At 59.9% G+C, this 15,896-nt stretch carries 14 protein-coding genes and 1 tRNA gene; 6 read left to right on the top strand and 9 right to left on the bottom strand.

All coding sequences use genetic code 11. The features are described 5' to 3' along the window. Nucleotides 1-72 precede the first annotated feature (72 nt). The 4 genes from PSEEN_RS09255 (at nucleotide 73) to PSEEN_RS09240 (ending at nucleotide 5,289) form a co-directional block, all read left to right on the top strand. A complete protein-coding gene (locus PSEEN_RS09255) occupies nucleotides 73-1,185 on the top strand; it encodes an ABC transporter ATP-binding protein (RefSeq protein WP_011533226.1) in 1,113 nt (370 codons plus the stop codon). 143 nt (nucleotides 1,186-1,328) lie between these two features. Further along, nucleotides 1,329-2,804 (top strand): mannitol dehydrogenase family protein, encoded by a 1,476-nt coding sequence (locus tag PSEEN_RS09250; RefSeq protein ID WP_011533225.1) that lies wholly within the window; start codon nucleotides 1,329-1,331, stop codon nucleotides 2,802-2,804. Between the two features lie 16 nt (nucleotides 2,805-2,820). Beyond that, a complete protein-coding gene (gene xylB, locus PSEEN_RS09245) occupies nucleotides 2,821-4,311 on the top strand; it encodes a xylulokinase (protein ID WP_011533224.1) in 1,491 nt (496 codons plus the stop codon). Between the two features lie 33 nt (nucleotides 4,312-4,344). Beyond that, the gene (locus tag PSEEN_RS09240) at nucleotides 4,345-5,289 is read left to right on the top strand and encodes a carbohydrate kinase family protein (protein ID WP_011533223.1); all 945 of its coding nucleotides are present in this window, start codon (nucleotides 4,345-4,347) and stop codon (nucleotides 5,287-5,289) included. Between the two features lie 1,050 nt (nucleotides 5,290-6,339). Here PSEEN_RS09240 and PSEEN_RS09230 read toward each other — a convergent pair. The 4 genes from PSEEN_RS09230 to PSEEN_RS09215 all read right to left on the bottom strand — a co-directional run bounded on the left by PSEEN_RS09230 (nucleotide 6,340) and on the right by PSEEN_RS09215 (nucleotide 8,543). Next, nucleotides 6,340-6,627: a hypothetical protein gene (locus PSEEN_RS09230; protein WP_044487919.1), complete on the bottom strand. Its 288-nt coding sequence runs from the start codon at nucleotides 6,625-6,627 to the stop codon at nucleotides 6,340-6,342. Nucleotides 6,628-7,063: 436 nt separating this feature from the next. After that, nucleotides 7,064-7,351 carry a hypothetical protein gene (locus PSEEN_RS09225; RefSeq protein WP_044487917.1) on the bottom strand — a complete coding sequence of 96 codons (288 nt, stop codon included), beginning with the start codon at nucleotides 7,349-7,351 and terminating at the stop codon, nucleotides 7,064-7,066. Then, nucleotides 7,348-8,061, bottom strand: a complete 714-nt coding sequence (locus PSEEN_RS09220) for a DUF4225 domain-containing protein (RefSeq protein WP_011533217.1) — start codon at nucleotides 8,059-8,061, stop codon at nucleotides 7,348-7,350. The genes PSEEN_RS09225 and PSEEN_RS09220 overlap by 4 nt, the downstream gene beginning before the upstream one ends. Further along, nucleotides 8,058-8,543: an Hcp family type VI secretion system effector gene (locus PSEEN_RS09215; protein WP_011533216.1), complete on the bottom strand. Its 486-nt coding sequence runs from the start codon at nucleotides 8,541-8,543 to the stop codon at nucleotides 8,058-8,060. Before PSEEN_RS09215 ends, PSEEN_RS09220 begins: the two co-directional genes overlap by 4 nt. Before the next feature lie 541 nt (nucleotides 8,544-9,084). Here PSEEN_RS09215 and PSEEN_RS27005 point away from each other — a divergent pair. After that, entirely contained in the window at nucleotides 9,085-10,404 is a 1,320-nt protein-coding gene (locus PSEEN_RS27005) for a hypothetical protein (protein WP_011533215.1), read from the top strand. After that, nucleotides 10,340-13,180, top strand: coding sequence for a DEAD/DEAH box helicase (locus PSEEN_RS09210; protein WP_011533214.1), 2,841 nt, complete (start codon nucleotides 10,340-10,342; stop codon nucleotides 13,178-13,180). The genes PSEEN_RS27005 and PSEEN_RS09210 overlap by 65 nt, the downstream gene beginning before the upstream one ends. Nucleotides 13,181-13,400: 220 nt before the next feature. On the opposite strand, the gene PSEEN_RS27000 is transcribed toward PSEEN_RS09210, so the two are convergent. From PSEEN_RS27000 to ihfA, 5 genes are all read right to left on the bottom strand, one after another. Continuing rightward, nucleotides 13,401-13,739 carry an IS3 family transposase gene (locus PSEEN_RS27000; protein ID WP_231845299.1) on the bottom strand — a complete coding sequence of 113 codons (339 nt, stop codon included), beginning with the start codon at nucleotides 13,737-13,739 and terminating at the stop codon, nucleotides 13,401-13,403. 59 nt (nucleotides 13,740-13,798) lie between these two features. Then, entirely contained in the window at nucleotides 13,799-14,107 is a 309-nt protein-coding gene (locus tag PSEEN_RS26995; protein WP_011533213.1) for a transposase, read from the bottom strand. Between the two features lie 973 nt (nucleotides 14,108-15,080). Beyond that, nucleotides 15,081-15,157 (bottom strand) — tRNA-Pro (locus PSEEN_RS09195). 99 nt (nucleotides 15,158-15,256) lie between these two features. Beyond that, a complete protein-coding gene (locus tag PSEEN_RS09190; RefSeq protein WP_011533210.1) occupies nucleotides 15,257-15,613 on the bottom strand; it encodes a MerR family transcriptional regulator in 357 nt (118 codons plus the stop codon). Beyond that, complete coding sequence (gene ihfA, locus PSEEN_RS09185) at nucleotides 15,594-15,896, bottom strand: integration host factor subunit alpha (RefSeq protein WP_009394049.1); 303 nt, start codon at nucleotides 15,894-15,896, stop codon at nucleotides 15,594-15,596. Before ihfA ends, PSEEN_RS09190 begins: the two co-directional genes overlap by 20 nt.

The following is a 15,896-nucleotide window of genomic DNA, read 5'->3' as shown; positions in this document are numbered from 1 at the left end:
CGTCGCGAAAGGACCGCGAAGCGGTCCCGGCACTCCCGCATCCAACCCCGACCATCGCCGAGGACACCCATCATGGCTGACCTGAAAATCCGCAACCTGCACAAAGGCTTCGATGGCCACGCCATCATCAAGGGCATCGACCTGGACGTGCGCGACCGCGAGTTCGTGGTGTTCGTCGGCCCGTCCGGCTGCGGCAAGTCCACCCTGCTGCGCCTGATCGCCGGCCTCGAGGAAGTCAGCAGCGGCAGCATCACCCTCGACGGCGCCGACATCACCGACACCGCCCCGGCCAGGCGCGACCTGGCCATGGTGTTCCAGACCTACGCCCTGTACCCGCACATGACCGTGCGCAAGAACCTGTCGTTCGCCCTGGACCTGGCCGGGGTCGGCAAGCAGGAAGTCACCGCCAAGGTCGACAACGCCGCGCGCATCCTCGAGCTGCAACCGCTGCTCGAACGCAAGCCCCGCCAGCTCTCCGGCGGCCAGCGCCAGCGGGTGGCGATCGGCCGGGCGATCGTGCGCAACCCGAAGATCTTCCTGTTCGACGAGCCGCTGTCCAACCTCGACGCCGCCCTGCGCGTGCAGATGCGCCTGGAACTGGCGCGGCTGCACCAGGAGCTGGCCGCGACCATGATCTACGTGACCCACGATCAGGTCGAGGCGATGACCCTGGCCGACAAGGTGGTGGTGCTCAACGGCGGGCGCATCGAGCAGGTCGGTTCGCCGCTGGAGCTGTACCACCATCCGGCCAATCTGTTCGTCGCGGGGTTTCTGGGGACGCCGAAGATGGGCTTTTTGCGTGGGCACCTGAGCCGCAACCACGGCAACCAGTGTGAGGTGGCGCTGGAGTGCGGCGCGCGGATTGCCCTGCCGTTGCGCGCGGGGGAGTTGCATACCGGTAGCCAGGTGACGCTGGGGATTCGTCCTGAGCACCTGAACATCGACCGTGCTGGGCAAGGTACCCAAGGCTCATTGCAAGTGACCGCCGATGTCAGCGAGAGGCTGGGTAGCGACAGCTATTGCCACATGCGCGCCGCCTCCGGGGAAATGCTTACCGTGCGGGTGCGCGGCGACTTCGCACCAGCGTTTGGCGAGGCGCTGGAGCTGACCTTCGATCCGGGTCATTGCCATCTGTTCGACAGTAATGGACAGGCGATCGACAAGCGTTTGCAGCAGGTGGCCTGAGGTGTTCGGCGGGAGCGTTTTGGCGCCTATCAGATCGAGCGCCGCCCATGCGGCGCTCGACTTCAAGAACACCACAAGGCTCCCGCCAAGCACCCCAGCGCCATCACGCGATCCACACATGACCTCAAAAGGGATGCCCCAGAATGAAACTGAACCACCCCAACCTCCACCACCTCCCCCCCACCGTCGCCCGCCCCAGCTACGACCCCGCCCAACTACGCCAGGGCATCGCGCACATCGGCGTCGGCGGCTTCCACCGCGCCCACCAGGCCGCCTACACCGACGCCCTGATGAACTGCGGCGAAGGCCTCGACTGGGCCATCTGCGGCGTCGGCTTGCGCTGCGAAGACCGCGCCATGCGCGATGCCCTGGCCGGCCAGGACCACCTCTACACCCTGTTCGAACTGGGCGACCAGCCCGACACCAAGGTACGCGTGATCGCCGCCATCAACGGCATGCTGCTGGCCGAGGACGGCGCCGAACCCCTGCTGGCCAAACTGACCGAACCCGGCATCCGCATCGTCTCCCTGACCATCACCGAAGGCGGCTACTGCATCGACGACAGCACCGGCGAGTTCCGCGCCGATCTGCCGCAGATCCAGCACGACCTGGCCAACCCACAAACCCCGCAAAGTGTCTTCGGTTACCTCTGCGAAGCCCTGCGCCGCCGCCGCGCCGCCGGCACCGGCCCGTTCACCGTGATGTCCTGCGACAACCTCCCGCACAACGGCGACGTCGCCCGCAAGGCCCTGCTGGCCTTCGCCCAGCGCCTCGACCCCGACCTGGCCGACTGGATCGCCAGCCACGTCAGCTTCCCCAACGCCATGGTCGACCGCATCACCCCGATGACCAGCCCCGCCCACCGCCAGCAACTGCGCGAGCGCCACGGTGTCGACGATGCCTGGCCGGTGGTGTGCGAGCCGTTCCTGCAATGGGTGGTGGAAGACAACTTCGTCGCCGGCCGCCCGGCCTGGGAAAAGGTCGGGGTGCAGTTCACCCGCGACGTCACCCCCTATGAAGAAATGAAGATCAAGCTGCTCAACGGCAGCCACCTGGCCCTCACCTACCTGGGCTTTCTACAGGGTTACCGCTTCGTCCACGAAACCCTCGCCGACCCGTTGCTGCGCCGCTACATGCGCACCTTCATGGACCAGGACGTGACCCCGCAACTGGCCCCGGTGCCCGGCATTGATCTTGAGCGCTACAAGCAAAGCCTCGGCGAACGCTTCGCCAACCGCGCCATCGCCGACCAGTTGGAGCGGGTGTGCTCCGACGGCTCGTCGAAGCTCCCCAAGTTCATCGTGCCCACCGCCAACCGCCTGATCGCCGACGGCAAGCCACTGGAGCGCGTGGCCCTGGTGGTGACCGCCTGGGCCCTGTACCTGCGCGGCGAAGACGAGCACGGCACCCGCTACAGCATCCCCGACCCGCGCGCCGCCGACTGCCAGGCCCGGGTGGTACAGCGCGACGGCCTGGCCGCCCGGGTGCTGGGCGACGAGGCGATCTTCGGCAGCGCCATCCCCGCGTCCAAGGCTTTCGTCAGCGCCTTCGAGCGCCTGTACGATAGCTTGCGCGAAGTCGGCGTGAGTGAAACCCTGCGCCAGGTCCTCGGCGACTGACACGGAGTGTTTCGAAATGGACGGATTGTTCCTCGGCATCGACTGCGGCACCCAGGGCACCAAGGCCCTGGTGCTGGACGCAGGCAGCGGCCAGGTGCTCGGCCTGGGCAGCGCTGCCCACGCGCCGCCCCAAGGCCGTAATGGCCGGCGCGAGCAGGACCCCGCCGACTGGCTGGACGCCCTGCGCGCGGCGGTGGCCGCGGCATTGCGAGAAGCCGGCGTGGTTGGCCGGGCGATCCGCGCACTGGCGGTGTCCGGCCAGCAGCACGGCCTGGTGATGCTCGACGCCCAGGGCCAGGTGCTGCGCCCGGCCAAGCTATGGTGCGACACCGAGAGCGCGCCCGAGAACCAGGCACTGCTCGATGCCCTCGGCGGCACCCAAGGCTCGCTCGAACGCCTTGGGCTGGTGATCGCGCCGGGCTACACCGTGTCCAAGTTGCTTTGGACCAAGCGCCAACATCCCGAACTGTTCACCCGCCTCGCCCATATCCTGCTGCCCCACGACTACCTGAACTACTGGCTGACCGGCCGCGCCTGCAGCGAACCCGGTGACGCCTCCGGCACCGGCTACTACGATGTGCGCCGACGGACCTGGGCATCCGATGTCCTTCAGCACATCGAGCCAGGCGAGCGTCTTTTGGCGGCGCTGCCTGAGTTGGTCGCATCCGGCGATTGCATCGGCTCCCTGCGCGACCAAGCCGCCACGGCACTCGGCCTGAGCCCGCAGACCTGGGTGGCCACGGGCGGTGGCGACAACATGCTCGGCGCCATCGGCACCGGCAATATCGCCCCCGGCACGATCACCCTGAGCCTCGGCACCTCCGGCACCCTGGCCGCCCACGCCGACCAGCCCCACGTCAGCGCCCAGGGCGAAGTGGCGACCTTCTGCGCCTCCTGCGGCGGCTGGCTGCCATTGATCTGCACCATGAACCTCACCAGCGCCTGCGCCCTGGTGCGCGACCTGCTCGAACTCGACCTCGACCGTTTCACTGAGCTCGCCGCCCAAGCACCGATCGGCGCCGACGGCCTGCTGATGCTGCCCTTCTTCGACGGCGAACGCGTGCCCGCGCTGCCCGAAGCCAGCGCCAGCCTGCACGGCATGACCAGCGCCAACCTGACCCGCGCCAACCTCTGCCGCGCCGTGCTCGAAGGCACCTGCTTCAGCCTGCGCTACGGCCTCGACCTGTTGCGCGCCAGCGGCCTGCAAGGCAGCGAAATCCGCCTGGTCGGCGGCGCGGCGAAAAGCCCGCTGTGGCGTCAGGTGCTGGCCGACCTATTGGGCCTGCCGGTGGTGTGCCCCCAACAAACCGAAGCCGCCGCCCTGGGCGCCGCGATCCAGGCCGCCTGGAGCCTGGGCCGGCAGTTTGGTCGGGGCGACAGCCTAAAGACATTGTGCAAGCGCTGCGTGGCGCTGGACGAAAGCACCCGCACCCTGCCCCGCCCTGTGCAGCAGGCCGCGTATGAGGTTGCTTATCGACGCTATCGCGATCATCTGCCGGCGCGCTGAGCGTCGGCCTCACTTTTTGGATTGGAGAACTACATGTACCTGGTGTGTGGCGAGGCCCTGTTCGATGTCTTCAGCCTGGAAAACAGCAGCCGCAGCAGCGAGCTGGGGTTTACCGCGATTGCCGGTGGGTCGCCGTTCAACGTGGCGGTTGGCTTGCGACGGTTGGGCGTGGAATCAGCGTTGTTTGGCGGGTTGTCCAGCGACTACCTGGGTGCCCGGCTGCGCCGGGTGCTGGAAGAGGAACGGGTGGACTGCCGCTACGTGATAACCAGCGATGCGCCGACCACGTTGGCCATGGTCGGGCTGGATGCCAATGGCTCGGCGCAGTATCAGTTTCGCGGTGACGGGTGTGCGGATCGGCAGGTGATGCTGGAGCATCTGCCGGTGTTGGATGAGCGCGTGCGGGGGTTGCATGTGGGCTCGTACACCCTGGTGGTGCAGCCCGTGGCCGATACGCTGATGGCGCTGGCAGAACGCGAGCGCGATCGGCGGCTGATCAGTCTCGATCCGAATGTGCGGCTCAATCCGCAGCCGGATGTGGCGGTGTGGCGGCGGCAGGTGGAAGCCTTTGCTGGCCATGCCCATGTGATCAAGGCCAGTGAGGAAGACCTCGCCCTGCTCTATCCAGGCCGAGAGGCACGCGATGTAGCCCGTGGCTGGCTGAATGAACGGTGCAGGTTGGTGTTCGTCACCCACGGTGGCGATGGGGCCAGCGTGCACTGTGCACACGGATCATGGCAGCGCCCGGCGGATACCTCGCTACCCGTTCACGACACCGTGGGCGCAGGCGACACCTTCCAAGCGGCCGTGCTCGCCTATCTGGCGCGCCTTGGCGCGGACAGCCCCGCAGAGGTGGCGCTGCTCGACCGGGCAACGATCGACGCAATACTGGCCCATGCAATCCGAGCCGCTGCGATTACCTGCTCCCGGGTAGGCCCCGATTTGCCCTTTGAACGTGAACTTCCATCGATCCCCTGAAAACGGCTGCAACACAGATCCCTCAGTTGGCGCCCCCTGTAGGAGCGGCTTTAGCCGCGATGCAGACGACACTGTTCCCACCCCAGCTACGCCGTCGATTCGCAACAGGAGCCTTCTACCCGTCCATGGTCTATTGACGCGCCCCTGCCGCAGCCTGTTACCGCTTCTCGCCATGGCCGCTGACATCCCTTGGGCTGGCGCACATCTGCAGGTTCGGGTCCATGTCACAATTAAACTGCCGTTCGTGGTTGTATTGATAAAAGCTTGGCGTGCCGCCGCAACCTGCAAGCACCAACGTCAAAACAATCACACATTTCATGTCAGATTCCAATTTAGCCAAAACAACTGAACGTTTCCTGATGCATGAACGCTCATGACGCTCTACACCCTCGGGCATTGACTGGTTTTAGAGCCTAGCTGAGAAAGCCTATACAAACCAAGCGTAAAACAGAATCATAGCAACACTTAAAGTCACCACGACATTCAGCTCCCTCCTAAATGCGGGAAGGGCCACACAGGTTCAGTACAACCCGTATAGAGCACGCAAAAAGACACAATCATTTGTGACGTATCGTAATAGACCATGCATGAAAGAAAATCATACTTACAGCCCCAACATTAAGCACTATCAAATCTCGGTAAAAATTGTCGCCGTAATCGATTGCCACGAAAAATGTTTCGTTGTCTTTCAAGAACGTCACGTAGAGCCCCCCTACTAAGAATGCGTGAAGACAGGCCAGTGTATCTCGAAACGCAGTTCTCGCCTCGGTATACAGATAGCGCCTGAGCAGGAGGGTTGTTGGCACATCCACCAAAATCAGTAGTACAAACTCAAATACACTCATTTCTTATATTCATCACAAAGCTGATAGGCGGCCATATTATTTCCACCCCACAACACCACTAAACTTACTCACCTACCGCACCACCACTTCTCCCAATAACCTTTGCCAAAGTCTCGAATCAATCAACACCTCGCGAGGTGAAAGCCAAAATTTGCTACAGAGCCCGTCCCCCACCGCCATAGAAAAATTTATTGACAAGACCGAATCACTTGTGACGAACAGAAATAGACCATGCATGAAAAAAAACCATGATCAGCGTACCAGCATTCAGCACTATGAGATCCCGATAAAAATTGTTTCCATAGTCAATCACTACGAAAAATGTCTTATCCTCCTTCAAAACCAGCATATAAAACACCCCCGCTATAAAACCATGCAAATGAACTAGCACTTCCTGAAACACACTACTCTTTTCAGAGTACAAATACCGCCGAAGCAATAGCGTCACCGGCACATCCACCAGAATTACCAGTACAAACTCAAAGACACTCACTTCTTAGCTTCTTCACTAAACCGATAAGCAACTGCACCACTTGCGAGGTCTTCCAAAGCAGATACGACACCCACCCCAACACTCCGAGCTAAATTAGTCCAAGATGAAAAATCACCATAACAAAAGAAACAAAAAAACAATTAACTGATAATTTTCCAACCCCTCTGAGCCGCCTACAATAAGCCACCCTCTACCAAGCAATAACGACATATAATTTGCAATCAGGAATATGCAGTAAAGCACTGACACATTAACCCTCCACACAGGGGTATCGACACTGACTCGCCGAAAACACTTGAGACTTACAAAAACATCAAGCGCAAAAAAAACAAAAAACATTATCAAACTCACTTAACATACTCTCCGGCAAGTTGATCAAGCGTCAACGCGCCGACATAACGTTCACCATCTAAGTCAGCCCGCCTACAAGGCCCGATCATTTGTAGCGCACCGAAACAGACCATGCGTGAAAGAGAACCATAATAAACACACCAACATTTTGCACTATCAGGTCTCGATAGAAATTATCACCATAATCGATCACCACGAAAAACGTTTTGTCATTTTTTAAAAGCAGCACATAAAACACCCCCATTACAAAGCCATACAAAAGGGCTAGCACTTCCCGAAACACACCACTCGTTTCAGAAAATAAATATCGCCGAATCAATAGCGTCACCGGCACATCCACAAGAATCACGAGCACAAACTCGAATACACTCACTTCTTAAGCTCTTCATTAAACTGGTATGCGGTCGCACCATTTGTAAGCCCCTCCATAAAAACTGCAGATCCACTCATCTGCTTCACCGCCATCTCTTTATCAACGGAATAGTATTTGTAGAGCCTCCATGCATCCGCTTTTAAAACAGGACGAAGCAACGCCCTCAGCGACAGCGTCGCATCGGTAGCCAAGTAGGCTAGCGTGCCTTCACGCTCGGTATACCCCAAACTTTTCGAGATTTCACGGTATCCTTTTTTTACCGGCCCTTCGACATCATCGCGACCTTCATACAACCCCCTGGCATTCTCATATATGTTGTTTCCTCCATGTGCAATCATTGGAGATCCTAAAGTTGCGCACAACAACCCAAGCGACCCATAACAAATACCGGCACCGGTGATAATCTGCCCTGTCCCGCCAACAACACCAATCGCTTGCAAAGTGATGCGTTCCGACTGAGCTTTCAGCCTGTCCCTCTCATTCCTCAGCTCAATAAGCGCATCCCCAGCACTGGATTTACGGTCGTACACATCATCCAAAACTCGCCGCGCGTAATAAGCCAGTTCTCGATTGAACTGCATCCGCAACCGCCGATCGCTCAGGTGTTTGGCACTGACCCCACAGCCATAACTGATCAACCGAGACGCCGCCGCATTCACCTCCCAATACGCCTCATCCAGCCGCCCACCATATTCTTCGCGCTGGCTCATAGCTCCTCCCCCCACGTGGCGTACCCGGTAGTACCGGCAGCATGATGAATCCAGCTGATGGCCCGATAGCTGATAAGCAGCCGCTCCTCGGCATCCTGGTCGGTCAAGAGCGTCACGTGGGGCACGTCCAGCTCCTGACTGACGACCACCGCGCCCTCCAACCTTACGGAGAAGTACTTTTCCCGATGGCCCGCCGGATGAATGCGGTACAGCTGGATATCGCAGTCGACCACTTCCCGGCTGTCCACGGCCTGGGCCAGCAAAGGTGTGGCCTTGTCGATGTGCTTGGTGATCACCACGGGCTGGTGCACTGCACGTTGGTTGGTATCAGGGGTGGCAATGGCGTGATTGAAGGACAGCACCGTTATTTCGTCCTGGTGCACGAGCTGGCATTTGTTGCCAATGGATGGCTGGGTATTGCACCCCGCCGAAATCAACCCCTGTCGATTGCCTTTGATACTCATGTAGCCGTTGAACGCCATGGTCTGCTCTCCCTGTAGACAAGGGATGCAGCCTACGAAAACGACAACCGGTTGTATGCCAGACGCTTCCCAAATTTCCGCCGTTCGCGGAACGCCCTGTTTATTGCGGCGGAAAGGAACTGCTGGCACGCTCCGCGAAGAGACGTCGGCGGTACCGGAGTCATCGTGGGAGCGGGCTTGCCCCGCGATGCAGGTAACACACCGAAGGCACCACAAAGACGGCCAGCGAACATGTGTTCAGCGACAAGACTCCCTGAACCTACGCTCCTTGACTCGAAGCCCGCAGGACACCCGACGACTGCAGCAGTTGCTGCTCGATCAGAGTGAACGCCAGACGTCCGGCCAAGTAACCTTCCGAACACCCGCATTGAAGCGATGCCTGGTGCTATCCTCTTTCACCGGTTTTTTTGTATTCCGAATCAAGTACTGCAATAGGTAGGCATGGAGCCAAGTTGCTGCCGAGGCCGACCTCAGCGCGGGCATCACCAGGTGACTTGAGCCATCGCGCGCCCGTGCCACAACCACCTTACAGAGATCCAGGATGCCCCTCCTCCCCCTCTCCCCCCATTCGCTGCCTGATCATTGCAAGGCTGTGCTCTATGCGCTGGTAACCTCGGTTCCTGGCAAAGGTAAGACCGCGCTGCTCAAACTGCTGCGTGCCATGGAGATCCGTGACGATGGTGGCAGGCTGCTTGACGCCACGACCTTGCCCGCCTTGCTGGAGTGGCTGCAAAGCCAGGGCTGGATCGAAGTAGAGCAGCGCAACGAAGGCCTGTATTTCTGCGTGGCGGCACAGTGTCGTAACAGCGTGCTCCTCAGCCTGCTGGGCACAACCGAGGGGAGCCTGCGCTTGCACCGGATCAACGCCAGTTTGCCTGCACTTGGGCAATGGCAAATGCCTGGCAGATCCCGAGTACTGCAAGAGCTTTGGATACGCCTGCTGAGTGGCGACAGCCAGCGACTGCCCGAGTCGCTGTACCTGTCGTACAGGGTGCTCCCCGTGAGCGAGTGGCATGCCCAGCACCCTATGCGCCTCCTGCAGTGCGATCCGGCCGGGCGGGAAGTGATCGGCAAACTGGACGAGACGGTGCGCGGGCTGCTGATCGAGGATCATCTGCGCCTGAACAACGACCTGCTGGGGCCGGCAGACGAGAGCTATGCATTGGCCAAGCAGGAGATGGCACTCAGGCCGTTTCCCGCATTGCGCCTGCAACTGATTCAACAGGCGCTCTGGCGTGGCGACTGGGCGGTGCTGCAACACTATGGCGAGCAGGAGCTTCCGCTAACGACGCAGTGTCTGCAGTCGATGCTGCGCGGCCAGCCCAACGAGACCCTGCGATTGCTGCGGGATTGGCTCACCGATCAGCGCAAACAGACCAAAAAGCGCAAAATCGACCTGCCACCGTTGCTCAACGCACTGTACTGCCTGGCGCTGATCGCTGAAAACGACAGCCAGCACTACGCTGCGCTCAAACAGGCACTGGTTCTGGGCACAAAGGAAAACTACGGCAGCGCTTATCCGGCGCTCTATCAGGTGTTCGAGCGGCTGCAAGGCAACACGCCAGACTTGTCGTACCTGCGTTCAACCACCCTCAATGGCTTGGATGGGCTGATGCTCTCCCTGGCACTGTACTGGCTGGATGCCCCACTCGCGCGTGGGCCCGATTGGCGCGCGAAGCTGGAAGGTTACCGAGGCGAACTCGATCAACAGGGTTACAGCTGGCTGGCGGCAGAATTCGACGCCCTGATCGCCATGCAATTCGGCGTGCCCCGCCAGCTTCACGACCTGCATCACGATGCAGGGTTTCAAACCACTGACTGCGCTGCTTCAGCGCCAGGAAGCCTGGCAGCATGCCCTTAGTGCACTGAGTCAGCTGAAATCGACCAATGCAACGGTCACCGCGGCTGGCAAGAAGAGCACCCGCCTGGCGTGGTTGCTGAGTCTTCATCGCTACGGCAACCAGCTGGAGCCGCGCGAGCAGAAACTGGGGGCCAAGGGACAATGGAGCAAGGGCCGCCCCGTGGCACTCAAACGCCTGATGGACGAGGGCGACAGCCTGGACTTTCTCTGCGAGCAAGACCGCCAGGTGATCAGCGCGATTCAGGTCAGCCAGTCCTACTACTCCCACGCCGAGTACGAATTGCCGCTTGGCATGGCCCTGCCCAGGTTGGTCGGTCATCCGGCGTTGTTCTGGCAAGATGCCCCTGACACACGCATCGATCTCCAGGCAGGCGAAGCCAGCCTGCACCTTCAGGCCCAGGACGGGCAGATCCATTTGCGTCTCGAGCCAGAGGGCATCGTCACCGCCGACACCTTCTACATTCATCAGCAGACACCGACCCGTTTGCAGCTCTATCCGGTCAACAGCGATCTGCGCCAGATCGCCAGGATCATCGGCGACGGCCTGCGCGTACCGCAATCGGGCAAGGCGCAACTGATCGAAGCCGTCAGCGCCATCGCACCGCTGCTGCCCATCCATTCGGACCTGCCCGAGCTCTCGGTGAACCTTGAACAGGAACCTGCCGATACGCGCCTGTACGCGCATTTGCTGCCACTTGCCGAAGGTTTGCGCTTGCAACTGCTGGTGCGCCCTTTGGCCGAGAGCAGTTGGTTTCGCCCGGGTCAGGGCGCGCAGAACCTGCTTGGCGAGCGCGACGGCAAACCCTTGCAGGTGTGCCGCGACCTGGCGGGTGAACGCCAGGCACTGCAACAGGTACTGCATGCCTGCCCCGGCCTGGCCAACGCCAATAGCGATGGCCAGGAATGGCAGCTGGACCAGCCTCAGGATGCCTTGCAGGTACTCGGCGAACTGCATGCATTGGACGGCGACTTGCTGCACTGCGTCTGGCCAGAGGGCGAGCGCCTGCGCATAAAGGGCCGCGTGAACCTCGACGCGCTCAAGCTGGGCCTGCGCAAACAGGGTGACTGGTTCATCCTGCAAGGGGAAGTCGCACTCGATGACGGCAAAGTGCTGCAACTGCGTCAGCTTCTGGAACTGCTCAAGGCCAGCCCCGGACGCTTCCTCAAGCTCGACGAGCGTGACTGGCTGGCGCTTGACAAGCGCTTGCGCAAACACCTGGAGGAACTGGCGTATCTGGCTGATCGGGTCACGGACCAGGGCCTTCGCCTCAGCCCGTTGACTACCCCGTTGCTGGCCGGGCTGGCCGCCGAGGTGAGTGAGTTCAAGGCCGATAAAAGCTGGCAGGCGCACCTCGATAAACTGCAGTCGATGCGCGACCACCAGCCTCAGCTCCCTCGTACCCTGCAGGCCGACCTGCGCGCCTATCAGCATGAGGGTTTCACCTGGTTGGCACGTCTGGCTCAATGGGGCGTCGGTGCCTGCCTGGCTGACGACATGGGCCTGGGCAAGACGGTACAGCTCCTGGCCGTTCTGCTGCAGCGGGCCGCCGGTGGCCCGCAACTGGTCGTGGCACCGACGTCGGTAACCCTCAACTGGCAGGCTGAGAGCCGGCGTTTCGCACCACAACTGAAACTGCATCTCTATCAGCAAGCGCGCAATCTGGCAGATCTCGGCCCCGGCGACTTGGTGATCACCAGCTACGGGCTACTGCAGCAGGACAGCGCAGGCTTCGCCGCCTGCCACTGGCACAGTGTCGTGCTGGACGAGGCCCAGGCCATCAAGAATGCCCAGACCAAACGCTCTCAAGCAGTAATGGCCTTGCAGGCCGATTTCCGCGTGGTCGCCACTGGCACCCCGCTGGAAAACCACTTGGGCGAGTTGTGGAACCTGTTCCGATTCATCAACCCAGGGCTGCTCGGCAGCCAGGAACACTTCAACAGCCGCTTCGCCACCCCCATCGAGCAGGGCGATGCAGCAGCCCGTCGGGCCCTGAAGGCCCTCATCCAGCCCTTTATCCTGCGCCGCCTGAAGAGCCAGGTGCTCGACGAATTACCCGCACGCACGGAGATTACCTACAAAGTACCGCTGTCCGATGAAGAGGCTCACCTCTATGAGGCCCTTCGCCAGCAAGCGGTGAGCAATGTCTCTGATCTGGCGCCCGGGGCAGGCAGATCATTCCAGATCCTGACGGAGATCACCCGCCTGCGACGGTTCTGCTGCCACCCGGCCCTGGTGACTCCCGGCTCGACCCTGCCTGGCAGCAAGTTCCAGGCGGTCACCGCGATCGTCGAAGAGCTTTTGGACAATGGCCACAAGGCTTTGATCTTCAGCCAGTACGTCGATCACCTGAGTATCGTCCGTACCTGGTTCGATGAAAAAGGCATCGCCTACCAGTACCTGGATGGCAGCGTGCCCGCCAAGGAACGGGAAAGCCGAGTCAATGCCTTCCAGGCTGGCGCGGGTGAAGTCTTCCTCATCAGCCTGAAAGCTGGCGGCAGCGGCCTAAACCTTACCGCCGCCGACTATGTGATCCACCTCGACCCCTGGTGGAACCCGGCGGTGGAGGATCAAGCCAGTGACCGTGCCTATCGCATCGGCCAGCAGCGTCCGGTGACGATTTACCGGCTGGTTGCCGAGAACACCATCGAGGAGCAGATCGTCGCCCTGCATGCTCGCAAACGAGACCTGGCCGACAGCCTGTTGGAGGGCGGTGAAGTGAGTGCCAAGCTGGATGCTGATGCACTGCTGGCGCTACTTGCGGGTTCGTTACAATGATCGGGTGGGCGGGACTGCTGAGGCGCTCCGAAAAGCGCCGTCGGCAGTACAGGAATCATCGTGGGAGCGGGCTTGTTCTGGTCAAGTTTTTCCGGACACCGATTACGGTGATCAAGCCGCCTGCTGCTCCATGGCCATTGGCGACAGGTAGTTGTTGTAGCTGTGGAGCCTGATTCGGTTGTAGCGCATGAAGAAGCTAGTCATGTCCTGCCTGGCTTCTTCAATGGTCGTGTAGCCCTTGGAGGGCACCCACTCCGACTGCAGTTGGCTCAAAATTACGCTCGAGCAGGTTCTTGGCCACAAAAGCTTCGACACCTTTGGAGCGATACTGATGGCGACGGCGTTGTCTGCTGGCCAGATTTGCCTCCGCCATGAGTTTTCCAGCCAGATACCGTCCCACCTTGATCTGCTGGGCCTTCAAGTGCTGAGAGATCATCCGCGCGCCTGCACTTTCCCGGCTTTCGATATGCAGCTGCACGACTTTTGCCCTGAGCGCGTCACGCTTGGCACTCGGCGCTGAACGTCGTTTAAGCCAGTCATAAAACGCGCTGCGGGACACGCCCAGTGCACTGCAAAGCAGGCTGGTCGGATACGAGTTCGACTCTCTCAGCTCTTCGATCAGGAAAAACGATCGGGATCCGACATCAAGAGAGCCGTAGCCTTTTTTAATATTTCGGCCTCGGTCTCCAGGCGTTTGACTTTGGCTCGCAGCTGTTGAAGCTCTCGCTGTTCGTCGCTGATTGCCTTGGTACCTGCCACTGGCTGCCCTTTCTGACGCTCTTTGCGAACCTGATCAACCCAGCGGCGTAGAGCCGTGGGGCCGACGTCCAATAACGCACAGACGTCGGGAACCGAGCTGTTGTCATCAAGAACCATGCTTGCGGCACGTTGCTTGAAGTCACGGGTATAGGTCTTTCGCTCTTGCATGGAACCTCCTGATTGGGCGAATCATATCGCCCTTAAGAGGTGTCCGGGGTCATTAGGCCAGTTCAGATGCGCACCTTGTGCAAGCCCTGCAAGTTTCACGGTATCTGGGGTTGTGGCATGAGGAATTCGAAAGGAACGCCTGGCAATACCACGTCGCCATGATGGAGGGGCACAATGTCCCGGAGGACCACAAGCGGAAGTACTGCGAAGAGCTGCTCGCAGACCAGAAGTTAGGACAAAACCGTTTTGTCCTAAATCACGGGTTCTATGTAGGCTTAAATGCGGAGCACCCTCGTAAATACTTCGCCTTACAGGTGGCGCTATATAACCTCTTGGCCAATTTTCACGCTCGACGCATCAAAGCGGCTACCGCGTGGCTGGAACGTAGAGGGCTGCTTGATCCCGCGCCTCGCAGACTACTCCGCCCGCACTCACCTGAGTGGTTTGCTTCGCTGCGCGAATGGGACCCAAAACAGGCTGCCATGACAGCAGCGGCTACTACAGTGGCGGGGACCTTTAATGTGTGCAGCATTTGCGCAGATGATCCAGCTCGCGACTATGCCTTAGTGAGGCCTCCCGCAGCTGGGCCAGGAACAATTCGGCTCTGCGACGATTGTTTTGGCATCCAATCTATCGACAACTCATTGGAGCCGTTCTAACGGAACATCTGAATCGTCCCAGGTTTCGTGGACACTCAATGACTCAAATCGAGCCTAGGTAAACATCCGCTTCTGGCCGGTAACTGTCGCTAATGGCCGCTATGGGTCGAAAGCGGCCATCCAAAATTCACCATTTGCAGATCAATTTTTTTGGGGGGAGGGAGTATCTGACCTTCCCCATAGAGGTAAACGGCTCTGAGCAACCCTCAGCCACGGATTTCGATGTACTAAGCAGCCCGCGAAATCTAATCAACATCTCGAAAGACATAAAAAAATCCAGTCACCGCTAAGTGACTGGATTCTTTGGAGTATTTTGGTCGGGACGGAGTGATTCGAACACTCGACCCCTTGCACCCCATGCAAGTGCGCTACCGGGCTGCGCTACGCCCCGACATCATTCTCGATACCGCTGAGAACGTTGAAGAATTTAACCTAACCTTTTGAATAATGGAAGCTTTTTTTCAAAAATTTCCACTCGTCGCCAACCAGGTCACTTCTTCAGCACCACCAACACATCCTCCAACTCCGCAATCATCTGCCGAATCAGCTGCTTGTACTGGCTGGACTCATCCTTGACCTCATCACTGGAGAGCCTTAACCGCGCCCCGCCAATGGTAAAACCCTGGTCATACAGCAAAGCGCGGATCTGGCGGATCATCAGCACATCCTGGCGCTGATAATACCGCCGGTTGCCACGGCGCTTCACCGGGTTGAGCTGCGGAAATTCCTGCTCCCAGTAGCGCAGCACGTGCGGTTTTACCGCACAGAGCTCGCTGACTTCACCGATGGTGAAGTAGCGTTTGCCCGGGATGGGGGGCAGCTCGTCGTTATGGCTTGGTTCCAGCATAGGCCTCTACCCGGGCTTTCAGCTTCTGCCCTGGACGAAAGGTGACGACGCGGCGCGCGGTGATCGGGATCTCTTCCCCTGTTTTAGGGTTGCGGCCCGGCCGCTGGCGTTTGTCGCGAAGGTCGAAGTTGCCGAAACCGGACAACTTGACCTGCTCGTTGTCTTCAAGCGCGTGCCGAATTTCTTCGAAAAACAGCTCGACCAGCTCCTTGGCCTCACGCTTGTTAAGCCCCAGCTCCTCGTACAGCCTTTCGGCCATCTCAGCTTTCGTCAGAGCACCCAT

This window comes from Pseudomonas entomophila L48, from assembly GCF_000026105.1.
Classification (GTDB): Bacteria; Pseudomonadota; Gammaproteobacteria; order Pseudomonadales; family Pseudomonadaceae; genus Aquipseudomonas; species Aquipseudomonas entomophila.
Note: the sequence above shows the minus strand (reverse complement) of the source record. Positions and strands in the feature narration are given on the sequence as shown.